Raw genomic sequence first — 20,562 nt, forward strand, 5'->3', positions numbered from 1 at the left:
TTATTTATAAACGGGCTTTTTTAGAAAGCTTTACGGTTTTCCATTTGTGAAACCGGTTATCAGCTTGTTTTAAAATATCTGCTATGGTTTGCTCAGAGAAATAATCGTAAGACTTTATAATATCGTTGGTATAGGGGTTTGTTGTTGTAATGGCTTTTTTCATCTGGAATTCCTTTTCAAAATTGAAGTCTAAATATAGGTATTTATAAGGGTGGAGTTTAACGTTATAATTAAAAAAGTGAACGATTTTAAATGTTTTCAAAGCAGCTCATATTCTATTGAATTGCGTTAATAAAGCTTTAGCGATGTCTTTAAATTTGTGATATTAACAATTAATATTAACCTTTTAAATTTTATGAATATGAATAATAATGAGAGTACAGCATTAGGAATTATTGCAGGAACCTTAGTAGGAGCAGCTGTAGGTGTGTTGTTTGCACCAGATAAAGGAAGTAAAACAAGACAAATGATAGCTGATGAAGCTGTTACTGCAAAAACTAAACTTGAAGCCGAGTTGGCTGCAGCGAAAGATGTTATTGCTAAAACGACAGTAGATTTAAAAGACCGTGTGCTAACTAATACATCGGCTAAAAAACAGACTTTAGAGGAGCAGGTTGATGCTATTGTTTCAGATGTAACTCATAAAGCCGATGATGTAATAGGTACTTTAGAAAAGAAACTTACAGAGTTAAAAGCTAAAAATAAAAAGTTGCAAAAAACTTCATAATATATGGGATTGATAGACGCTATAAATGAAACTAATAATAAGGCTGTAAACTTGGGGGGACGTTATGCGGAATCCTCATACAAATACTATCGATTAAAAGTTTTTAAGCATTTTTCTATGTCAGTTAGTCTGATGCTTAAAGTGCTTTTTATTGGGTGTTTATGTGGGATTTTTGCAATACTTAGCGCCGTAAGTTTGGCCTTGTATATCGGTGAGGTTATCGAGAGTTATCCCTTGGGATTCATTATTGTAGCCTTGGGTTTTATGGTTTTATCAATCCTAGCTTTTCTATTTCGACGGGTCATCAATCACTTGGTAGTTCGCAAATTATCGGAGTTTTTCTTTGATTAACCCTCGATTAATTACTAGTCACTAAAATTAAATAATCTTTTAAACCTTTATAAATGAAACGATATAAGGATATGAAACATGTAGATCAGGAGTTGAAAATTTTAAAATTACAACGCGCTATTGCATGGGAGGAAATTAAAGGCTTAAAGGAAGACTATAAAGAAGATTTTAAATTAGAACACTGGTTGCATACGGCACTTCGTTTAGGAGGTCAGTATGGACTCGTACTTTTGTTTAAAAAAATAATGAATAGGTAAAGCTTTCTATGCAACTATATAATTTCCTCTGAATTAAAAAAAACTTCTTCAATCCATTAAAACTTAAAAACATGACAACCATATTTGAAGCCTTAAGAAAAGACCACGATACCCAAAGAAATTTATTGGAGCGTTTGGTGGCCACCTCTGGCGATACCGAGTCAAGAGATGTGATATTTAAACAGTTGAAACACGAATTGGATATGCATGCCAATGCTGAAGAACGCCATTTCTACAAGCCCTTAATCAGTAGCGATAAAATGCAAGAAAAAGCCAGACATGGAATTGCAGAACATCATGAAATTGATGAGTTGATTGAAGCTTTAGAGGAAACAGACTATACGTCGTCGGCTTGGTTAAAAATAGCAAAAGACTTAAAGCATAAAGTGGAACACCATTTAGAAGATGAAGAGCATGCTTTTTTTCAATTAGCAGGAAAGGTTTTTACGGAAAAACAAAAAACAGAGCTGGCAAAAGATTACCAAGCCTATATGGCTGAAAATGTTTAAGGTTTCCTGAATTAGGTCAAAAATATTGAAGACTGTCTAGAGCGTTTAGTTTTAGACAGTCTTTTTTTATTTAAAAGGATTAATAGTTCGTTTTATTGGGTTAATGGGTTGATTTTCTAAGGTTTAATTTTGATATGTGACAGGTGAATAACATGATGTGTTTAAGCCTAAAAGAGAAAAAATTAAACTAAAATCAAAATTATTATGAGCACTTACACAGAAAAAGTTAGCGATAAGCTAAATGATTTATTAGAGAAAACTTATGATGCTGAAAAAGGTTTTAAAACAGCCGCAGAAAATGTTGAAAATCCAGCATTAAAAAATTATTTTACGAAAAAATCTGATGAACGCTATAGCTTCGGGCACGCTTTAAAAACCGAAATCAAATCCTACGGTGGCGATGTCGACAAAGGCGGTAGTGCTACAGGAACCGCACACCGTGTTTGGATGGATATTAAAGATTTTCTTAGTCTGGATAGTGAAGAAGCCATGCTAGAAGAAGCTATTCGAGGAGAACGCGCGGCGGTTGAGGAATATCAGGAAGCACTTAACGATATGTCTATACCGTCTAGCACAAAATCCTTGCTGTTAAATCAAAAGAAACAAATTGAAAACGATTTGTCAAACATCAAAACACTAGAAGATTTGAGATAATCTTTTAGCTTATTAGTTCCGAAAACTAATTTTAAGAGCTGTCGAATTTATCGGCAGCTCTTTTTTGTGTAAAACAGTTCATTATAAAATGTATAGAGAACATCAATACTCCAGAAGCGTTTTATCTTTGAATCGGTTGGTTAGTATGAAAAGACCTTGGCTAAATTCTTTAAAGCTGGGGTCTTTTTTTTGTCTGAAACTCAATGAAAACCCAGTAAATAATCACTTGTTTTAGGGTTGAAAATATTTTCATCATTCACTAAAATTTTATCATTTTCAAACGTTTTTATTTATAAATTTAGTTATGATAATCTAACACGGTTGAAATCAAATAAGACACGGTATGTCGTTATCAGAAAGCGTCCTTTAAACTAATTTTGTTAGTAGGTAAAATGATAAAACGATGAAACTTTTTATGAGTGATTTAATTGGGGTGGAAGATCCCGTTAAATTTTTAATGTGGTTTTTTATAGTGTTAATGACTGTTTTTTTCTTGTTTTTGGTGACTCAAAAACCTGGAAAGAAACGAGGAATAAGGCATGTTGGTGAAAAAAAAGCATCTCCTTTAATCTTTTCTACGCTTCTAATTGGAGCTATTATTATAGGTGGCATTACGGCTTTGGAGGTAAGTAGTCAAAATGAATCTGGACAATTTGTGAGAACTGCCGAAGAGATTGAGGCTATAGAAAGTTTGGAGCATATCGGTCACGAAAATTCACATTACCTTTTTGGAATTGATATTTCACACTATCAAGGTGAGATAAAATGGCATGAGGTTAAAGGATCAGACCAGCCTGTAGAGTTTGTGTTTATTCGTTCAACGATGGGTAAGGATGGAAAGGATACGCATTATCACAAAAACTGGGATGATGCTAAGGAGCATGACTTTGTTCGAGGGGCTTATCATTATTATCGTCCGAATGAAGATTCTACCAAGCAATTTCAAAATTTTGCAGAAACGGTTTCTTTAGTAGATGGTGATTTTCCACCAATATTAGATATCGAAGAGCGAAGTAAATTTGGTGATAAGAAATTGAGAGAAGGTGTTTTAAATTGGTTGCATTTGGCGGAAGCTAAGTACGGTATTAAACCTGTAGTTTATACGGGGAAACATTTTTATGATACGCATTTAAAAGGGTATATTGAAGATTATCCTTTATGGATTGCAGCATACTCAGGAAAAGGTAGGGTAAGTGATGTAAACTGGACCTTCCATCAGTTTTCTGAAACGGTTAAAATTCCAGGTATCGATACGCATGTCGATGGAAATAGTTTTAATCTTAGTATGGATGATTTAAAAAGTATGTGCTTAGGTGAGCAAGACCACTCTAAGAAATACTGGAAACCATATAAAATTAAATAAAAATAAAAAAAGCCCTGAAAATATTTTCAGGGCTTTTACTTGTGTGGTACCTCCAGGAATCGAACCAGGGACACAAGGATTTTCAGTCCTTTGCTCTACCAACTGAGCTAAGGTACCTCGCTAAAGCGGTTGCAAATATATATCCTATTTTAGATTCTGCCAAATCTAAAAGCTAAAAAAATCAATTATTTTTTAATTTTTTTTAATTCAAAAGCTAACTAATTTAATGTTAATTAAATACGGTATACCTTTGTTATTGTTTCTTCTTTTGTAAATTTACCCTTTTTTGATTTATAGATGAATTTAGTTATTGATGTTGGAAATTCTTTCGTGAAACTGGCGGTATTTGATGCCGATGAGCTTCAGGAAAAAAGAATTGTAGCGTTAGAAAATCTTTTAAATGCTGTTAGTACCTTAAAAGCAGATATGCCCCAGCTTAATAAAGCGGTGGTTTCTTCCGTAGGTCATTTAAATTCCGACCAAATAGATGCCTTAAAAAAAACATTCAACTTATTAATTCTAGACGCGCAATTAAATTTTCCATTCATTAATGATTATGGGACTCCTAATACCTTAGGGGTAGATCGTATTGCATTAGTTTGTGCTGCCGTAAAACACTTTCCGCATAAAAATGTACTTATTATAGATGCCGGAACTTGTATTACTTACGATTTTATAACAGCCGAAAACAGATATCTGGGTGGAGCTATTTCCCCCGGATTAAACATGCGCTACAAAGCTTTAAATAATTTAACTGCAAAATTACCGTTGTTAGAATTATCAGTTCCAGAAGATCTTATTGGTAACTCTACTGCAGCTTCAATTCATTCGGGCGTGGTTTATGGTGTGCTTAATGAAATTGAAGGTGTTATAGCGAATTATAAAAATAAATATTCAGATTTAACAGTTATTTTAACAGGAGGCGACACGAAATTCTTGTCTAAACAATTAAAAAGTAGCATATTTGCCCATTCAAATTTTCTTTTGGAAGGATTGAACTATATTTTACAACTTAACTCAAACGAATGATAAAAAAACTTGTATTAGTTTTTATTGTAATTTTTGCAATTAAAGGTCATAGCCAGCAATCAACAGTTTCTCCGTATTCATATTATGGGATTGGTAATCTCAATTTTAAAGGTACTGTAGAAAATAGAAGTATGGGTGGTTTGAGTATATATAATGATAGTATTCACGTTAACTTACGAAATCCAGCTTCTTTTGCCGGTGAGAATCTTGCTTCTTGGGGCGGACAAAGTAGACCAGTTAAGTATACGGTTGGAGGGTCTTACCAAAGTACAACCTTAAAGAGTGAAACTGATACAGGAAAAACATCGTCTACAACTTTTAATTATTTAGCCATGTCATTCCCAGTGGGGAAGTTCGGGTTTGGTGTTGGTATCATGCCGTATAGCTCGGTAGGATATAAACTAGATAATTTAAATGATAATGGTAACATTGGAAATCGTTTTAGAGGTGAAGGCGGCATTAACAAGGTGTTTGTTGGTGTGGGCTATCAAGTGATGAGCGGACTTTCAGTTGGTTTTGATGCACAATATAATTTTGGGAATATTCAAAATAGTATTATCGCTTTTCAATATGATGGCGATGTTCCTACACAATTCCAAACTCGTGAAGATAACCGATCGGATTTAAGTGGCGTTAATTTTAATCTTGGGGTGTCTTACAAAAGAAAGATTACCGAAAGATTAGAGATCGTATCAGGATTAACATATACGGCTCAAAGTAATTTGCATTCTGTGAATGAACGTAGCTACTCATCTATAATTATCAATTCAAGTACAGGGGTAGAGTCTATATTCAATACGGTTGAAGACAATTTAGAGGCTAAAGGTTTAAGAGAAACCGATTTAACTTTGCCTTCAAAAATTACTTTTGGGGTAGGGATTGGCCAGCCAAGAAGTTGGTTTTTAGGAGCCGAATATATGGCTCAAAACACAAGTGAATTTTCAAACCCTTTGTATACTACCACAGGAGCCGTATACGAAAACGGTTCCAGATTTTCTTTAGGAGGTTTTTTAATTCCGCAGTATAATTCCTTCTCAAACTACTTTAAACGTATTGTTTATAGAGGAGGTTTAAGATTGGAAAACACAGGGTTAAATATTAATGGTGAGACCATTAAAGAGTTTGGCATATCTTTTGGAACAGGATTACCAGTTGGAGATGCTAGACTTTTTTCAAATGCAAACTTAGGACTTGAATTTGGTAAACGCGGAACAACAAAAAGCAATTTGATACAAGAGAATTATATAAATTTTCAAATAAGTCTATCTTTGAACGATAGATGGTTTCAAAAGAGAAAGTACGATTAACAGATTAAAATAATTATGAAGACAAAAATCACATTTTTAACACTTTTATTTATTGGATTAAATTTTGGTTTTGCACAGCAAGATGAAGAGTGCATCTCAAAACTTTCAATATTTCATGAGTATGCTAAAGCGAAAAATTACGACGCGGCTTACGAGCCTTGGATGGCCGTTAGAAACAAATGTCCAAAGTACAGTAATGCCATTTATTCAGATGGGGAGAAAATTTTAAACCATAAAATTGATAACGCAACTGGAGCAGATAAAATAGCTTATATTAATGATCTTGTAAAATTATGGGATGAGCGTGCATTACATTATCCTTCTAAAACACCTAAAGGAGAGTATGCAGCTAAATCTTGTCAGTTGTTATACGATAACAGAGATGTGTTAAAGAAGACTGATGAGGAGTTATACAAATGTTTTGATGACGCTTATAACTTAGATAAAGATACTTTTACAAACCCTAAGAGTTTATATACCTATTTCTCTTTAATGGTTGATTTGTATGATGCTGGTAAAAAACCTGCAGCCGATTTATTCAATAAATATGATGATATCGCTGAAAAAGTTGAAGGAGAAATCCAAAACTACTCTGAAGACTTAAACAAATTAATCGAAAAGGAAGAAGCTGGTACAGCTTTAACTAAAAAGGAAGCTAAATATAAAAAGTACTATGAAAGTTACTTAAAAGCTTACGATCAAATTGCTTCTGGTATCGATCAAAAGTTAGGGGATAGAGCAAACTGTGAAAACCTTATTCCTTTATATACAAAAGACTTTGAAGCTAATAAAACCAATGCTGTTTGGTTACAAAGAGCTGCAGGGAAAATGTCTGAAAAAGAATGTACAGACGATCCATTATTCTTTAAATTGGTAAATGCTTACCATGAGTTAAGTCCGTCTGCAAACTCGGCTTATTACTTAGGGATCTTAAAGGATAAAGAAAATAAAACTAATGAAGCTATTAAGTTTTACGAACAAGCGATTAGCTTAGAAAAAGATAGCTTTAAGAAATCTAAACTTTACTACAGAGTAGCAACTAAGTTTAAAGCAAAGCACAGCTATTCTAAAGCAAGAGATTATTATAGAAAAGCACTTAGTTTGAACCCTTCTAACGGAAGACCTCACATCGCTATTGCTGCCATGTATGCTGCGAGTGCAAATAACTGTGGAGAGACTAACTTCGATAAAAGAGCTGTTTACTGGTTAGCTGCAAGTGAAGCAAGAAAAGCTTCTAAAGTAGATCCTACAATGTCTAGTGCGGCATCTAAATCTTCAGCAAGTTACGAAGCTAAAGCACCACAAAAATCTGAAATTTTTAGTTCAGGAAGAGCAGGTCAAACAATCAACATCGGATGCTGGATTGGTGCTTCGGTAACTGTACCAAGTATCTAATGAAAACATGTATTTCATATAAAATTTTAAACATAGTCACAGTTTTTACTGTGGCTATGTTTTTTTCATGCCAAGATAATTTCAAAGAAGTACAAAAAATTGGGATTTCTGAAAATGAACCCATCGGTGTCGATTATAATCTTAATTTAAAATATACCGATTCAGGCAGAGTAACAGCTAATTTGATTAGTACAAAAGCTTTAGACTATTCAAATAGAGATTTTCCTTTTCATGAGTTTGTTGATGGAGTTGAATTAGATATTTTCGATGAAAAAAACCAAAAAAGTGTCGTTATAGCCGATTACGCTATTGTTTATACCGATACCGACTTAATCGACATGCAAAGTAATGTCGTAATTACTACCCACGATAATCGTGTTTTAAAAACTGATCAATTGTATTACGATCAAAAAAATGAATGGCTGTATACTAATGAAGCTGTTTCATTCAAATCGGAGCAAGATATTATTAATGGTCATGGCTTCGATTCCAATACAAAATTCACAAACGCGGAAGTTCTGGAAGTTACTGGAATTATCACTCTCGAAGAATAAACGCTTTATTAAAAAGCGGCTTTCTCAATTTTAATTACCTTTACACATTAGTAAAATTAAATATCAATCATGAAATATTCTAAGATTTTTCAATATGCTTACTTAGTATTCGCTGCTTTGTTTTTATATGATGGCGCAGTAAAGTGGGAAGTCAATCCTGATAAAGCTTATATATCTATGGCGTTAGGAGGCTTGGCTATTTTTATGTTTTTCTTCCGAGGAAAATTTAGAAAGAAATATGATGATAATGATAATTCAAAGTAAATGAGCGTTTATGTAATTATTATAATTGCATCTTTAATACTTTCTGCTTTTTTCTCAGGTATGGAGATTGCATATGTGTCTTCAAATAAAATCCATGTCGAGATTGAAAAGAAGCAGGATGGTGTACTGGCAAGGGTGTTAAGAAAACTTACCGCCAAACCATCAAAGTTTATTACAACCATGCTTATTGGTAATAATATTGCCCTAGTAGTATATGGTTTTTTTATGGGTGATTTATTAGTGAGTTGGTTTCAATCCCTATTACCAACTTCTTATGGGTTTCTAGATTATCTATTAACCGATTTAAGTTTGCTCTCACAAACCATTATTTCAACTTTAGTAATCTTAATTACAGCGGAGTTTTTACCTAAAGTTTTTTTTCAAATTTATGCCAATAGCCTTATTAAAGCCTTGGCTATTCCTGCGTATTTTTTCTATTTCTTTTTTTCAGTAGTGTCGGATTTTATTATTTGGATTTCCGATTTCATTTTAAAAGTATTTTTTAAAACGGAAGGTGATCAAATACAATTGGCTTTTACCAAAGTCGAGTTAGGGAATTACATCAGTGAACAAATGCAGTCTGTAGAAGCGCATGATGATGTTGATAGTGAGATTCAGATTTTTCAAAATGCTCTAGAGTTTTCAGAAGTAAAAGCTAGAGAGGTGATGATTCCTAGAACAGAAATTATTGCCGTTGAAATTAACGATTCCATAAAATCATTAAACGCTTTATTTACAGAAACAGGGCGTACCAAAATTTTAGTATATAAAGAAACCATCGACGATGTTATAGGCTACGTACATTCCTTCGAATTGTTTAGAAAATCTACAAACATCAAATCAATGATTACCCCTGTTGAATTCGTTCCAGAAACGGTACTAATTAAAGATGTGCTTAGTGTGCTTACTAAAAAAAGAAGAAGTATCGCCGTGGTGCTGGATGAGTATGGTGGCACTTCAGGTATGATGACTGTAGAAGATATTGTTGAAGAATTATTTGGTGAAATTGAAGATGAGCACGATTCGGTAGATCTTATTGAAGATGTAATGGATAATGAAACCTATAAATTCTCTGCGCGTTTAGAAGTTGATTATCTTAATGAAAATTATAAGCTAGAACTTCCTGAAAGTGAGAATTATGAAACACTAGGAGGGCTTATAGTTAACCATACCGAAGAGATTCCTGCACAAAATGAAATCGTAAAAATAGACAACTTTCAATTCACGATTTTAGAAGTCTCCAATACTAAAATTGATTTGGTCGAACTTATTGTGTTAGATGACGATTAAAATACAAAGTTCTACTTTTATTATTAAAAGGAAAATGGTATTTTCGCGCACGATATTTTTGTCAGTTAGTCTATAATTGACAGCAACTTAACTAGAAATCCCCCATGGGGACATTAAAAATTTAATTTACAAATGGCAGTTTTAAACAAGATTAGACAACGTTCACTATTCTTAATATTAATTATTGCGTTAGCACTTTTTGCTTTTGTATTAGCAGATTTGTTCAGAAACTCTGATGCGCTAACCGCAAAATCTCAAAATGTTATTGCTACGGTTAACGGTAAAGAAATTACACGTGAAGCCTTTTTACAAAAAGTTGAAGTCGCACAAAGACAAGCGGGACCAACAGCAACAAACACTCAAGTTATGAACCGTGTTTGGGAGCAAGAAGTAAGACAAGCCATTATGGAAACTCAGTTTGAAGAGCTTGGAATTACTGTAGAGAAAGATCAAATGAGAGATTTATTAAGAACATCTTTAGCTACAAGCCCGGAGTTTTTAAATGAAGCTGGCATTTTCGATGAGAATAAATTAAATGAATATATCGCTAACCTAAAGGAAACTTCACCTGAAGGTTTTGAAAGCTGGGTAAACTACGAAAAGCAAATCGCAGCAAACGCGCTTAACCAAAACTATTATAATATGGTTAAAGCTGGTTTAACAGGAACTTTAGCTGAAGGTGAATTAGAACACCAATTAGAAGGTAATAAAGTAGATTTGAAATACGTGCAAGTGGCATATACAACTATTCCAGATAACCTTGTAAAAGTTAGTAAATCAGATATCTCTGATTATATTAATGACAATAAAAAACAATTTGAAGTTGAGGCTTCAAGAGATATTCGTTTTGTTGAGTTCAAAGAGGAAGCATCTGTGGAAGATGAAAACATGATTAAAGAAGAACTTAACAGATATAAAAAAGGACAGTTGGTTGATGCTAACGGTAGAAAAAATGTTATTACAGCTTTTGCTGAAGCTACCGATAATGAAGATTATATCAACTCTGTTGCTGCTTCAGATATTAAATTCAATAAGAGTTTCTTATTTAAAGAAAACTTGCCTGAAGAATTTGCTGATAATATTTTTAATTTAGAAGAAGGTCAAGTTTACGGACCATACAAAGAATCAGGATTCTTCAAAATCTCAAAGGTTGTTGCTGTAAAACAAATTCCAGATTCAGCTAAAGTTAGACATATTTTAATCCCTTTCTTAGGGTCTAGAAGTGCTACTGCTGAGGTGACACAAACTGAAGAACAAGCGAAATCTACTGCCGATAGTTTATTAGCTGTTTTAAAAACTGATCGTTCTAAATTCCCAGAATTTGTTACAGAGTATTCTTCAGATCAAGGAAGTGTATCTAATGAAGGGCGTTACGATTGGCACGCTTACGGTTCTATGGTACCAGAATTCAACGATTTTGAATTTGGTGGTAAAGTAGGTGATTTAGGTGTGGTTAAAACCGTATTCGGTTTTCATATTATAGAAATTGAAGGTCTTAAAGATCCAAAAAGAGCCGTTCAAGTAGGAACGATTGCTAGAAAAATTGAGCCATCGGAAGCGACTACAGATAAAGTGTTTAGAGACGCTTCTAACTTCGAAATAAAAGCTGGTGAAGGTGATTTTGAAGCTGTTGCTAAAGAAAACAAATTCACAGTTAGACCTGTTAACGGTATTAAAGTGTTAGACGAAAGTATTCCTGGTGTTGGTAACCAAAGACCAATTGTACGTTGGGCATTTGAAAAAGATATTGAAGTAGGAGATATCAAACGTTTTAATATTCCTGGAGGTTATGTTATCGCACAGGTTGTTGCTCAAAATGAAGCAGGATTAATGTCTGTTGATGATGCTACTGCTAGAGTTTTACCAATTCTTAGAAAAGAAAAGAAAGCTGAAATGATTAAAGATAGAATTTCAGCAACTACTTTAGAAGATATCGCTGCTGCGGAAAAAACGTCTGTTAAAACAGCTACAGGAATCAATATGAAAAACCCAACAATTTCTGGAGCAGGAAGAGAGCCTTTCGTAGTTGGTGCCGCTTTCGGATTGAATGAAGGTGAAACTTCTGGTTTATTAGAAGGTGAAAAAGGGGTGTATGCTGTTCAGGTTACTAAAGTAATACCAGCAGTAAAATTAGAAAATTATCAAGCGGCTGCTAATCGTGTTGAGCAACAAAAAACGAGTATCGTAAATGCGAGACTTTACAATGCTTTAAAAGATGCTGCCGAGATTGAAGATAACAGAGCTGAAGCGCAAATTCAGTAAAAGTTATTACTTTAAAATATAAATTTAAAAGCCCCGTTTTTCGGGGCTTTTTTGTAGCTATAAGTTATTATTATCAACATATAAAAACTGTTGATAAATTAACTGTAAGTTTTCTAACAAAAAAGCTACTTTTGTGATGTTAAAAAGTTAAGATTATGTCTGAAACAATAGAAAAAGTAAAATGCCTTATTATAGGATCAGGACCTGCTGGTTATACAGCAGCCATTTATGCAGCACGTGCTAACATGAATCCTGTTTTATATCAAGGTACGCAACCAGGAGGTCAGTTAACAACAACGAATGAAGTTGAGAATTTCCCTGGATATCCACAAGGTGTTACAGGTCCAGAAATGATGATGGAATTGCAAAAGCAAGCCGAGCGTTTCGAAGCCGATGTTCGCGATGGATGGATTACCAAAGTTGATTTCTCTGGCGATGTACATAAAGTTTGGGTAAACGACGAAAAAGAGATTCACTGTGATACCGTTATTATTTCAACAGGTGCTTCTGCTAAATATTTAGGATTAGATTCAGAACAAAAATATTTAAAACTAGGTGGCGGAGTTTCTGCTTGTGCGGTTTGTGACGGATTCTTTTATAGAAATCAAGAAGTTGTAATTGTAGGTGCAGGAGATTCAGCTTGTGAGGAAGCTCATTATTTATCAAAACTTTGTAAAAAAGTAACGATGCTTGTTCGTAGAGATGAGTTTAGAGCTTCTAAAATTATGGCTAATCGTGTTAAGAATACCGAAAACATCGAGATTTTGTTTAACACGGAGACCGATGAGGTTTTAGGTGACGGACAAGTTGTAAACGGTGTGCGTGTTTATAATAAAGTAACTAAAGAAAAGCACGAGATTCCAGCAACTGGTTTCTTCGTGGCTATTGGACACAAACCAAACACCGATATTTTTAAAGGGTTCTTAGATTTAGATGAAACAGGATATATTATTAATGTGCCTGGTACTTCTAAAACCAATATCGAAGGAGTATTTGTTTCTGGTGATGCAGCCGATCATGTATACAGACAAGCTATTACAGCAGCTGGTACTGGTTGTATGGCAGCTCTTGATGCAGAACGTTACTTAGCGTCTAAGGATGCCGATTTTGAAGTAGCGACTTCAACTTACAATTAAAATTTTTTTGTATTAAATATGACACCCAAAGTTTAGACTTTGGGTGTTTTTAGTGTGGTTTTCTTCTAGATGTTTTGAAGTAACCAAAACGGGATGTGGCGCAGTCCGGTTAGCGTATCACGCTTGCAGCGTGATGGTCGTTTTGAAAGCCAAAAAATTAAATGGAGTATTTAGTTTACATCATATTTAGTGAGACACTTAATCGATATTATGTTGGACAAACCAATAATTTAGATAAACGTTTAGCTACTCATAATCAAGGAGGAGCTAAATATACAAGTAAAGGCGTTCCTTGGATTTTGATCAAAACTTATAGTTTTAGCAGTCGTACAGAGGCTATATTGATAGAAACAAAAATAAAGAAACGTGGAATTAAGAGATATTTAGAAGATAACAGTTGATTTTATTTTGAGTTGTCCATCTAATGTCAAGTATGTTAAATAAATTAAAGTAAATATCGGGATGTGGCGCAGTCCGGTTAGCGTACACGGCTGGGGGCCGTGTGGTCGCAGGTTCAAATCCTGTCATCCCGACTAAATGATCTATACTGTTTTGTGTAACATGTTTTTCACATTTTTAAGCAACATAATATAGAGTATTTGTAACGACGTTTTTTCTGGATTATTTAAATCCTGTCATAGCAAAATAAACAAAAGTGATTCTGAAAAGAGTCACTTTTTTTGTTTTCAAAGCTGATTTAAACAAGAGTTAGAAGTCTATGAGCTAAAAAACAGTAAAAGTATTTTATTCAGTTTCTCCTTAACGGGTTTTCTGAAATATCTTGGTGCTGTACTATCAATAGCTCTTTTGTTAAGTGAAATATTTTACACACCCTTAAAGATTTGCTAACTTCTGAAGTTTTTAAATAAACCATTTTTGAACAAAAAGAAAAATGGCAATTAAAAATACAGGAAGAAGAGGCTTTATTAAGCAAGCTTTAATAGCAACGGGAGGTATTATATTAGCTCCAAATTTTATGAGTTGTAGTAGTGATGACGATAATTTTCAAGAAGATTACGACTCTACTCACTTAACCCACAAAAACTTCAATCAGGGCGTTGCTAGTTTCGACCCTTCAAGTTCTAGCGTGATTATATGGACGCGCTATGCTACCGCAAACAAAGACATCATTTGGGAAGTTTCTAAAGATTCTAGCTTTTCTAGCATTTTGAGATCTGGGAAAATCACCACAGATGCGTCTAGAGATTTAACCATTGCTGTAGAATTAACAGAATTAGAAGCCGATTTAAAATTGTATTACCGTTTTATTAGTAGTGATGATAATGCCGTTTCGGTAACAGGTGAAACGATAACGTTACCAACCGAGGCTTCACAAATAAAATTAGCGGTTTGCTCATGTTCTAACTACCAAGCAGGCTTGTTTAATGCCTACGATGCTATGGCCAATTCAGAAGCTGATATTATCGTGCATTTAGGGGATTATTTTTATGAATACGAAGCGGGAGGTTACGGCGCTTCAGCAGAAAATGCTTTTTTAAACAGATTTCATGAGCCGGCCCACGAAATCCTTTCATTAGAAGATTATAGAACCCGTTATAAGCAGTATCGTTCCGATGTTTCCTTACAGTTGGCACATCAAAAGAAACCTTTTATTTGTGTTTGGGATGATCATGAAATTGCTAATGATACTTATATCGATGGTGCCGAGAACCACGATGAAGCAACCGAAGGCCCATTCGAAACCCGTAAACAATATGCGCTTCAGGCTTATAGCGAATTTTTACCCTTTACTCAGCGATCCAAAGACCAAAAGGATATTATTTATAGAAATATAAATATTGGAAACTTGGTTAATTTAGTGATGTTAGATACCCGAGTTATTGGTCGTGATAAGCAGTTGAATATCACCGATTATTATACAGCAACAGGATTTGATGCTCTGGTCTTTCAAGCTGCATTAAGCGATACGTCCCGTTCATTATTGGGGGCAGAACAGCTTAATTGGGTGGTGAATGAAATTCAAAGCAATAACGCAAAATGGCAAGTTTTAGGACAGCAAGTACTTATGGGCAACATGTATATTCCTGCGGAATTATTATTGGCTTTTGGGAGTGCGGCCTTTGCTCAAACCCTTACCGAGCTTACAACCATTAAAGCAAGAATGTTACAGGAAGATCCTACTTTAACCAATGAAGAAAAAGCTAGGGTGTTAACAGCTATTCCATATAATCTTGATGCATGGGACGGTTATCCTGTAGATCGCGAGGTGATTTATAATGCCTTAAACGGAAAAAAACTAGTGACTTTAGCTGGCGATACACATAACGCTTGGCATAATGTGTTAAGATCTCAAAACGGAACCGAGGTAGGTGTAGAATTAGCAACTTCGGGCGTTAGTTCCCCAGGATTTGAAACCTATTTGGGAGCGACAAGTCCTGAAATGATCGCAGGTTTTGAGCAAGCCATGACCACCCTAGTTGATGGATTACAGTATTTCGATGCTTCGCGTCGTGGGTATATGATGGCTACTTTCACCGCAACAGAAGTGACCTCAGAATGGATTTTTGTTGATACGATTCTCTCAGAGTCTTACTCAGCTAATGTGGGGCATACCACCACTTTTTCATAAATATTATTTTTGAGATAAGTTTTACGAGGCTGTTTTAAAGATTGAATCTTGCGTTAATCTGAATTTATTTCAGATGCTCAAAATCATTGAATTTTAGTTTGATGATATGCTGTGTCGAGCACAGAATGACGAAGGTTTCAATTTTTTAAAACAGTCTTGTTTTTTAAAGGCAATTCTAAAACCTCAAAACCAAAACCTGAATCTTCGTTCTAACAAAAAAAACACTTTTCATCTGGTTCTCATAAATGTAATTTTATGTCTTATTTTTTGTGGATTTGATGTTTTTTAAAGGCTTTAAATGTAGATATAGCAACGGTTTTCAAGTGTTTTGATATGTATTTTAACCATGAAAAATGCTTTTTATCGAATTCGTTTCAAATGTTAATTTATGTGTTGTTTGTCTAAAATGTTGATTTTCAGTTGCTAAATTGTCTTCTTTCTTTTACATTGCGTAAGAATTAAACTGGTTCGCCACTTTGAATAACCAGTTTGATTTACCAATTAAACCATTTTTTTAATTAAAACTTAAACTAAACTTAAATGAAACATTTTTTATTTAAACGAATTGGCCGCATGGCCCTTTTCGTTACGACACTCTTGTGCGCTTTACAGTCGTATGGCGCCGATTACACCGTTAGCTCAGCCGATGAGTTTAACGCATTAAGCCTATCTCCTGGAGATGTGGTTACTTGGACCAACGGAACCTATAGTGATGAACAAAGAATTAATTTCACTGCAAACGGAACCGCTTCAAATCCGATTATCTTAAGAGCAGAAACCCCTGGAGGTGTAGTCTTTACGGGCTTAACCAATATGGATATTTCTGGAGACTATGTTATTATCGATGGGTTCTACTGGAATGGTGGGCCAGGTAGTAATAATCACATTCAATTTAGAAAGAGTAGTGCTTATGCCAATCATTCAACCATTAGAAACTGCGGATTTAATAATCTAACCCCTAGTGGAACCGATAAGCACCGTTGGATAGTACTTTATGGTACCAATAACGTGGTTGAAAACTGCTCCTTTCTTAATAAAAATAGTCCAGGAGCTCTAGTTTTGGTGGAACTAGAGTATAATGATTATAACCCTGTAGGGCATATCATTAGAAACAATTATTTCTATAATTATATTAAGCGTGACCCCTCTACAACGCATTCTGGCGACAGTGAAACAATTCGTGTTGGTACAAGCGAATTTCAAGATAAAAGTGCAAGCGTAACTGTAGAAGGTAATTATTTTTACAAAGCTGATGGTGAAAACGAGATTATAACCAACAAAAGTGCCGATAACGTATACCGCAACAACACTTTTAGAAGATGTAGAGGTTCTTTAGTGATGCGACATGGAGCGCGTGCTACAGTAGACGGAAATTATTTTCTAGGTGAAAATGTAGAAGGTACAGGAGGTATTAGAATCACCGATAGTTACCATGTTATTACCAACAACTACATTCAAGATGTGGTGAGTAGCGGCGATAAATGGAATAATGGTATCACGCTAGTAGGAGGATCCGATACTTCTGGAGGAACCACCAACGGCTATCAAAAAGTAGACGGTATCGTGGTTGCTTTTAATACCTTATATAATGTGGAATCGCCAATTTTTTATAACGATCGTTCTAGCTACGATCCAACGGGGGTTTTAGCTTATAATGTTGTTTATAGTACAGAATCGAATATTGTAAGTGGTGATATTTCTGGAACTGGACAAGGCATGACCTATGAAGGTAATATTTTTGGTGGGACGACCATCGGTATTTCAAACTCTGGAATTACAGAAGCTAACGCTAATTTTTCTGCTAGTGGTGAAATTTTTAAACCTAGTGCTTCGGGGCCAGCGGCAAATGCAGCTGGTAGTGTTTACAGTTCTACTGTAAATAACGATATTGAAGGACGTACAAGACCGAATTCTAATATGGATGCTGGTGCTCACGAGGTGAGTGGTGCTAGTGGTTCTGCAACTTTTTCACCACATACCAATAGTATGGTTGGTGTTTCTGTAGGTGCTAGCTTTTTGGATGCTACAGGTAACGGAAGCTCGGGTGATTATTTATCAGTGGCTTCTTTGAGTGATTTTCCTGCGGAAGGCGACACGGCAACTGTAAATGTGTCTTCAAACGTAAGTTGGACGGTTACAGATAACCAATCTTGGATTGCAGTATCGCCATCTTCTGATTCTGGTAATGGTACTATTAGCGTTACCGTTCAAGAAAATACAGCCGATTCAGAACGCTCAGGAACTATTACAGTAAGTGGTTCTGGAGTGTCTAACCAAACGATTCAAGTAACACAAGAAGCTGCTTCATCAGGAAATGTTGAGGTGACTTCTGTGGCATTTTCAGCTAGCAATTTAAATCTGTCTGTTGGAGAATCTCAATCTTTATCGGTTACAGTAAGTCCTTCCGATGCATCGAATAAAAGCGTGAGCTATAGTACGAGTAGTTCGAGTGTGGCTTCAGTAAATTCAAATGGTGTTGTTACCGGTAATGCTGAAGGAAATGCTACTATTACTGTAACTACCGACGATGGCGGGTATACCGATACTATAAATGTGACCATTGAAGAAGCGCCAACACCTTCGGTAGGTGATAATGTGGCTTTAAATAAATCGGTGCAAGGTACGGGTACAGCCGATGGAGCCCATGTGGAATCCAATTTGGTTGATGGCGATACAGGTACACGATGGTCGGTTTCCGGCTTTCCTCAAACGGCAACAATCGATTTGGGATCTAATTATACTTTAGGAAGCACCGAATTGGTATGTTATAGTGATAGAGCTTATCAATATACTATTTCAGTATCTAATACCGAGAACGGCAATTACACCGAAGTGGTAAACAGAAGTAGCAATACATCGGGAGGATCAACTTCAAATCCGATTACTGATTCTTTTGATAGCATTGATGCCCGATTTGTGAAAATTACAGTAACAGGAGCAGATTCATATACCGGAAGCTGGGTAAGTTTATTAGAGCTACGTGTGTTTGCTGGCGAAGATGCGCCATCAACAGTGGCGGTGACTTCAGTGTCATTAACACCTTCAAATGTAACTTTAGATGAAGGCGATACCGAGCAACTATCGGCAAGTGTTAGTCCGAGTGATGCGACTAATAAAGATGTAAGTTACAGTAGTAGCAATACCAATGTGGCTACAGTAAATACTAACGGTGTGGTTACGGCAGTTTCAGAAGGTTCGGCTACTATTACAGTAACTACAGATGATGGTGATTTTACCGATACAACAGCGGTTACTGTAAATGGGAGTGCTAATAACGGTACTGTGCCTTACGATTTAGCGAAGTTTCAAGATTATTTAGCGCAGTGTAAATTACAATCGCCGTTAAGTGGAACAGAGGCTACCGACGCCGAAATTATTGCAGGCTATGCTTCCAATACGTTTTATGTTGCCGATGGCGATAAATTAGCGTTTTACCAAACTAGAGATTCAGGAGGCACATCGCAACGATCGGAATTAAGATTCCTAGAAAACTGGTATGTCGATGGCAGTTCTCAAACGCTTCATGCCAATGTAAATATTATAGAACAAACCTGTGAGCAGTTAACCATCATGCAAATTCATGATGATGCCAATGTTGGTAGTGGACCAAATAAACCTTTACTACGTGTTTACCAAAGTGATGACCATTTATGGGCAGCAGTTAAAGTTGATGCTGCAGGAGTAAACACAACTCATATCGATCTTGGAGCGACACCTAGCGGCTATTTTGATTGTGATATTACTATAGATTCTGGCGATATGATCGTTGAGGTTAATGGTGCAGAATTAGTAAATGTTGATGTATCTTTTTGGTCATTCCCAAGTTATTGGAAAAATGGTGTCTATCTACAAGATAGTGGGGAGGCTACTGTTTACTTTAATGAGTTAACATTAACAGGTGGCGGGGCTGGACCTACACCAACTTCTAGCAATGTCGCTTTAGAAAAATCGGTGTCTTATTCTAGCGAGCAATCGACTAATCCAGCTTCTAACCTTGTTGATGGTGATGAAGATTCTAGATGGTCGGCTCAAACCTATCCAGAATGGGCAGTTGTAGATTTAGGAGGACTTTACACCATTCATAGCACTGAGGTTATTTGTTTTAACGATCGTGCGTATCAGTATACCATTGAGGTTTCAGAAGATGGTAATAACTTTACCGAAGTTGTCGATCGTTCTAATAATTCTACAGGAGGTTCAAATGGGGCTCCAATTTCAGATGATTTTAGCGAAATTGATGCGAGATACGTAAGAATATCGGTTTTAGGTGCCAATAGTTATTCTGGAGATTGGATAAGTATAGAAGAGCTTAGAGTGTTTGGGTATTCTTCAGTAATATCAAAATCAAGCAGTTATAAACTGGAAAACGACAGTTTACCAGCGGTTACGCTTTGGCCAAACCCAGCAAGCCACACGGTAAATATTAGTGGACTAGATGCTGTGTCATCCGTAATGGTATTCGATCAAACGGGTAAAGTCGTGATCAATCAGCCATTATTAGGAGATTCGGTTGATATCTCAAACCTTAACTCAGGCGTTTATATTTTTAGAATTATTGGAAATGATAAAGTAATTAATAAACGTATTATTAAAAATTAAACAAAAAAGGAAGTATTAACCAGTTTTAAAAGTTGACTTTACGTCCTTTAAAAGCAGATGATTTTTAGTCATCTGCTTTTTTTATGAACTAAAAACAGGAACCTGAAATGAGTATTTGTTAAAAAATCGCCTTAAAAAATATGTATCTGTTAATATTTTAAGGGTTATTTTGTTAGTAGTTAGTAAGAAAAAACCTTAAAAAGATGTATTTCATCGACAATATTACACGTGTTATATTTAAAATATTGGTTTTCAGTTGCTAGTTAGAGTGCTTT

18 protein-coding genes and 2 tRNA genes are annotated in these 20,562 nt (G+C 35.3%); 18 read left to right on the forward strand and 2 right to left on the reverse strand.

Features of this window, described 5'->3' with window-relative positions:
- Nucleotides 1–4: 4 nt before the first annotated feature.
- Nucleotides 5–262 (reverse strand): hypothetical protein, encoded by a 258-nt coding sequence (locus JJL45_RS16260; RefSeq protein WP_317191993.1) that lies wholly within the window; start codon nucleotides 260–262, stop codon nucleotides 5–7.
- Nucleotides 263–361: 99 nt separating this feature from the next.
- Between JJL45_RS16260 and JJL45_RS06350 the strand changes: the two genes are divergently transcribed.
- The 6 genes from JJL45_RS06350 to JJL45_RS06375 all read left to right on the forward strand — a co-directional run bounded on the left by JJL45_RS06350 (nucleotide 362) and on the right by JJL45_RS06375 (nucleotide 3,861).
- A complete protein-coding gene (locus JJL45_RS06350) occupies nucleotides 362–727 on the forward strand; it encodes a YtxH domain-containing protein (protein WP_067150557.1) in 366 nt (121 codons plus the stop codon).
- A gap of 3 nt (nucleotides 728–730) precedes the next feature.
- Entirely contained in the window at nucleotides 731–1,078 is a 348-nt protein-coding gene (locus JJL45_RS06355) for a hypothetical protein (RefSeq protein WP_068602577.1), read from the forward strand.
- A gap of 53 nt (nucleotides 1,079–1,131) precedes the next feature.
- Complete coding sequence (locus tag JJL45_RS06360; RefSeq protein WP_068602576.1) at nucleotides 1,132–1,335, forward strand: hypothetical protein; 204 nt, start codon at nucleotides 1,132–1,134, stop codon at nucleotides 1,333–1,335.
- A gap of 71 nt (nucleotides 1,336–1,406) precedes the next feature.
- Nucleotides 1,407–1,844: a hemerythrin domain-containing protein gene (locus JJL45_RS06365; RefSeq protein ID WP_067150282.1), complete on the forward strand. Its 438-nt coding sequence runs from the start codon at nucleotides 1,407–1,409 to the stop codon at nucleotides 1,842–1,844.
- A 204-nt stretch (nucleotides 1,845–2,048) separates the two neighbouring features.
- The gene (locus tag JJL45_RS06370) at nucleotides 2,049–2,498 is read left to right on the forward strand and encodes a ferritin-like domain-containing protein (protein WP_068602575.1); all 450 of its coding nucleotides are present in this window, start codon (nucleotides 2,049–2,051) and stop codon (nucleotides 2,496–2,498) included.
- A gap of 415 nt (nucleotides 2,499–2,913) precedes the next feature.
- Nucleotides 2,914–3,861 carry a glycoside hydrolase family 25 protein gene (locus JJL45_RS06375; RefSeq protein ID WP_202664354.1) on the forward strand — a complete coding sequence of 316 codons (948 nt, stop codon included), beginning with the start codon at nucleotides 2,914–2,916 and terminating at the stop codon, nucleotides 3,859–3,861.
- A gap of 44 nt (nucleotides 3,862–3,905) precedes the next feature.
- Here the strand turns inward: JJL45_RS06375 and JJL45_RS06380 are convergent.
- Nucleotides 3,906–3,978 (reverse strand) — tRNA-Phe (locus JJL45_RS06380).
- A gap of 180 nt (nucleotides 3,979–4,158) precedes the next feature.
- On the opposite strand from JJL45_RS06380, the gene JJL45_RS06385 reads away from it, so the two are divergent.
- From JJL45_RS06385 to JJL45_RS06440, 12 genes are all read left to right on the forward strand, one after another.
- On the forward strand, nucleotides 4,159–4,890 hold the full coding sequence (locus JJL45_RS06385) for a type III pantothenate kinase (RefSeq protein WP_068602573.1): 732 nt from the start codon (nucleotides 4,159–4,161) through the stop codon (nucleotides 4,888–4,890).
- Complete coding sequence (locus JJL45_RS06390; protein ID WP_068602572.1) at nucleotides 4,887–6,197, forward strand: hypothetical protein; 1,311 nt, start codon at nucleotides 4,887–4,889, stop codon at nucleotides 6,195–6,197. Before JJL45_RS06385 ends, JJL45_RS06390 begins: the two co-directional genes overlap by 4 nt.
- 15 nt (nucleotides 6,198–6,212) lie before the next feature.
- A complete protein-coding gene (locus JJL45_RS06395) occupies nucleotides 6,213–7,592 on the forward strand; it encodes a hypothetical protein (protein ID WP_068602571.1) in 1,380 nt (459 codons plus the stop codon).
- Entirely contained in the window at nucleotides 7,592–8,146 is a 555-nt protein-coding gene (lptC, locus tag JJL45_RS06400) for an LPS export ABC transporter periplasmic protein LptC (RefSeq protein ID WP_067150203.1), read from the forward strand. The genes JJL45_RS06395 and lptC overlap by 1 nt, the downstream gene beginning before the upstream one ends.
- A 69-nt stretch (nucleotides 8,147–8,215) precedes the next feature.
- Nucleotides 8,216–8,410, forward strand: a complete 195-nt coding sequence (locus JJL45_RS06405) for a hypothetical protein (RefSeq protein WP_068602570.1) — start codon at nucleotides 8,216–8,218, stop codon at nucleotides 8,408–8,410.
- Nucleotides 8,411–9,700 carry a hemolysin family protein gene (locus JJL45_RS06410; RefSeq protein ID WP_068602569.1) on the forward strand — a complete coding sequence of 430 codons (1,290 nt, stop codon included), beginning with the start codon at nucleotides 8,411–8,413 and terminating at the stop codon, nucleotides 9,698–9,700.
- Between the two features lie 132 nt (nucleotides 9,701–9,832).
- On the forward strand, nucleotides 9,833–11,962 hold the full coding sequence (locus JJL45_RS06415) for a peptidylprolyl isomerase (RefSeq protein ID WP_068602568.1): 2,130 nt from the start codon (nucleotides 9,833–9,835) through the stop codon (nucleotides 11,960–11,962).
- A 155-nt stretch (nucleotides 11,963–12,117) separates the two neighbouring features.
- A complete protein-coding gene (gene trxB, locus JJL45_RS06420) occupies nucleotides 12,118–13,098 on the forward strand; it encodes a thioredoxin-disulfide reductase (protein WP_067150191.1) in 981 nt (326 codons plus the stop codon).
- 161 nt (nucleotides 13,099–13,259) lie between these two features.
- On the forward strand, nucleotides 13,260–13,499 hold the full coding sequence (locus JJL45_RS06425) for a GIY-YIG nuclease family protein (protein ID WP_068602567.1): 240 nt from the start codon (nucleotides 13,260–13,262) through the stop codon (nucleotides 13,497–13,499).
- 57 nt (nucleotides 13,500–13,556) lie between these two features.
- Nucleotides 13,557–13,631, forward strand: a tRNA-Pro gene (locus JJL45_RS06430).
- Between the two features lie 359 nt (nucleotides 13,632–13,990).
- On the forward strand, nucleotides 13,991–15,688 hold the full coding sequence (locus JJL45_RS06435; protein ID WP_068602566.1) for an alkaline phosphatase D family protein: 1,698 nt from the start codon (nucleotides 13,991–13,993) through the stop codon (nucleotides 15,686–15,688).
- Between the two features lie 540 nt (nucleotides 15,689–16,228).
- On the forward strand, nucleotides 16,229–20,287 hold the full coding sequence (locus JJL45_RS06440) for a chondroitinase-B domain-containing protein (RefSeq protein WP_068602565.1): 4,059 nt from the start codon (nucleotides 16,229–16,231) through the stop codon (nucleotides 20,285–20,287).
- The last annotated feature ends 275 nt before the right edge of the window (nucleotides 20,288–20,562 follow it).

This window comes from Tamlana sp. s12 (assembly GCF_016767215.1).
Lineage (GTDB): Bacteria > Bacteroidota > Bacteroidia > Flavobacteriales > Flavobacteriaceae > Pseudotamlana > Pseudotamlana agarivorans.

What these genes read in the sequence shown, in the direction of transcription:
- JJL45_RS06350 (WP_067150557.1), top strand. Translation starts at nt 362, where the DNA reads ATGAATAATAATGAGAGTACAGCATTAGGAATTATTGCAGGAACCTTA.
- JJL45_RS06355 (WP_068602577.1), top strand. Translation starts at nt 731, where the DNA reads ATGGGATTGATAGACGCTATAAATGAAACTAATAATAAGGCTGTAAAC.
- JJL45_RS06360 (WP_068602576.1), top strand. Translation starts at nt 1,132, where the DNA reads ATGAAACGATATAAGGATATGAAACATGTAGATCAGGAGTTGAAAATT.
- JJL45_RS06365 (WP_067150282.1), top strand. Translation starts at nt 1,407, where the DNA reads ATGACAACCATATTTGAAGCCTTAAGAAAAGACCACGATACCCAAAGA.
- JJL45_RS06370 (WP_068602575.1), top strand. Translation starts at nt 2,049, where the DNA reads ATGAGCACTTACACAGAAAAAGTTAGCGATAAGCTAAATGATTTATTA.
- JJL45_RS06375 (WP_202664354.1), top strand. Translation starts at nt 2,914, where the DNA reads ATGAGTGATTTAATTGGGGTGGAAGATCCCGTTAAATTTTTAATGTGG.
- JJL45_RS06385 (WP_068602573.1), top strand. Translation starts at nt 4,159, where the DNA reads ATGAATTTAGTTATTGATGTTGGAAATTCTTTCGTGAAACTGGCGGTA.
- JJL45_RS06390 (WP_068602572.1), top strand. Translation starts at nt 4,887, where the DNA reads ATGATAAAAAAACTTGTATTAGTTTTTATTGTAATTTTTGCAATTAAA.
- JJL45_RS06395 (WP_068602571.1), top strand. Translation starts at nt 6,213, where the DNA reads ATGAAGACAAAAATCACATTTTTAACACTTTTATTTATTGGATTAAAT.
- lptC (WP_067150203.1), top strand. Translation starts at nt 7,592, where the DNA reads ATGAAAACATGTATTTCATATAAAATTTTAAACATAGTCACAGTTTTT.
- JJL45_RS06405 (WP_068602570.1), top strand. Translation starts at nt 8,216, where the DNA reads ATGAAATATTCTAAGATTTTTCAATATGCTTACTTAGTATTCGCTGCT.
- JJL45_RS06410 (WP_068602569.1), top strand. Translation starts at nt 8,411, where the DNA reads ATGAGCGTTTATGTAATTATTATAATTGCATCTTTAATACTTTCTGCT.
- JJL45_RS06415 (WP_068602568.1), top strand. Translation starts at nt 9,833, where the DNA reads ATGGCAGTTTTAAACAAGATTAGACAACGTTCACTATTCTTAATATTA.
- trxB (WP_067150191.1), top strand. Translation starts at nt 12,118, where the DNA reads ATGTCTGAAACAATAGAAAAAGTAAAATGCCTTATTATAGGATCAGGA.
- JJL45_RS06425 (WP_068602567.1), top strand. Translation starts at nt 13,260, where the DNA reads ATGGAGTATTTAGTTTACATCATATTTAGTGAGACACTTAATCGATAT.
- JJL45_RS06435 (WP_068602566.1), top strand. Translation starts at nt 13,991, where the DNA reads ATGGCAATTAAAAATACAGGAAGAAGAGGCTTTATTAAGCAAGCTTTA.
- JJL45_RS06440 (WP_068602565.1), top strand. Translation starts at nt 16,229, where the DNA reads ATGAAACATTTTTTATTTAAACGAATTGGCCGCATGGCCCTTTTCGTT.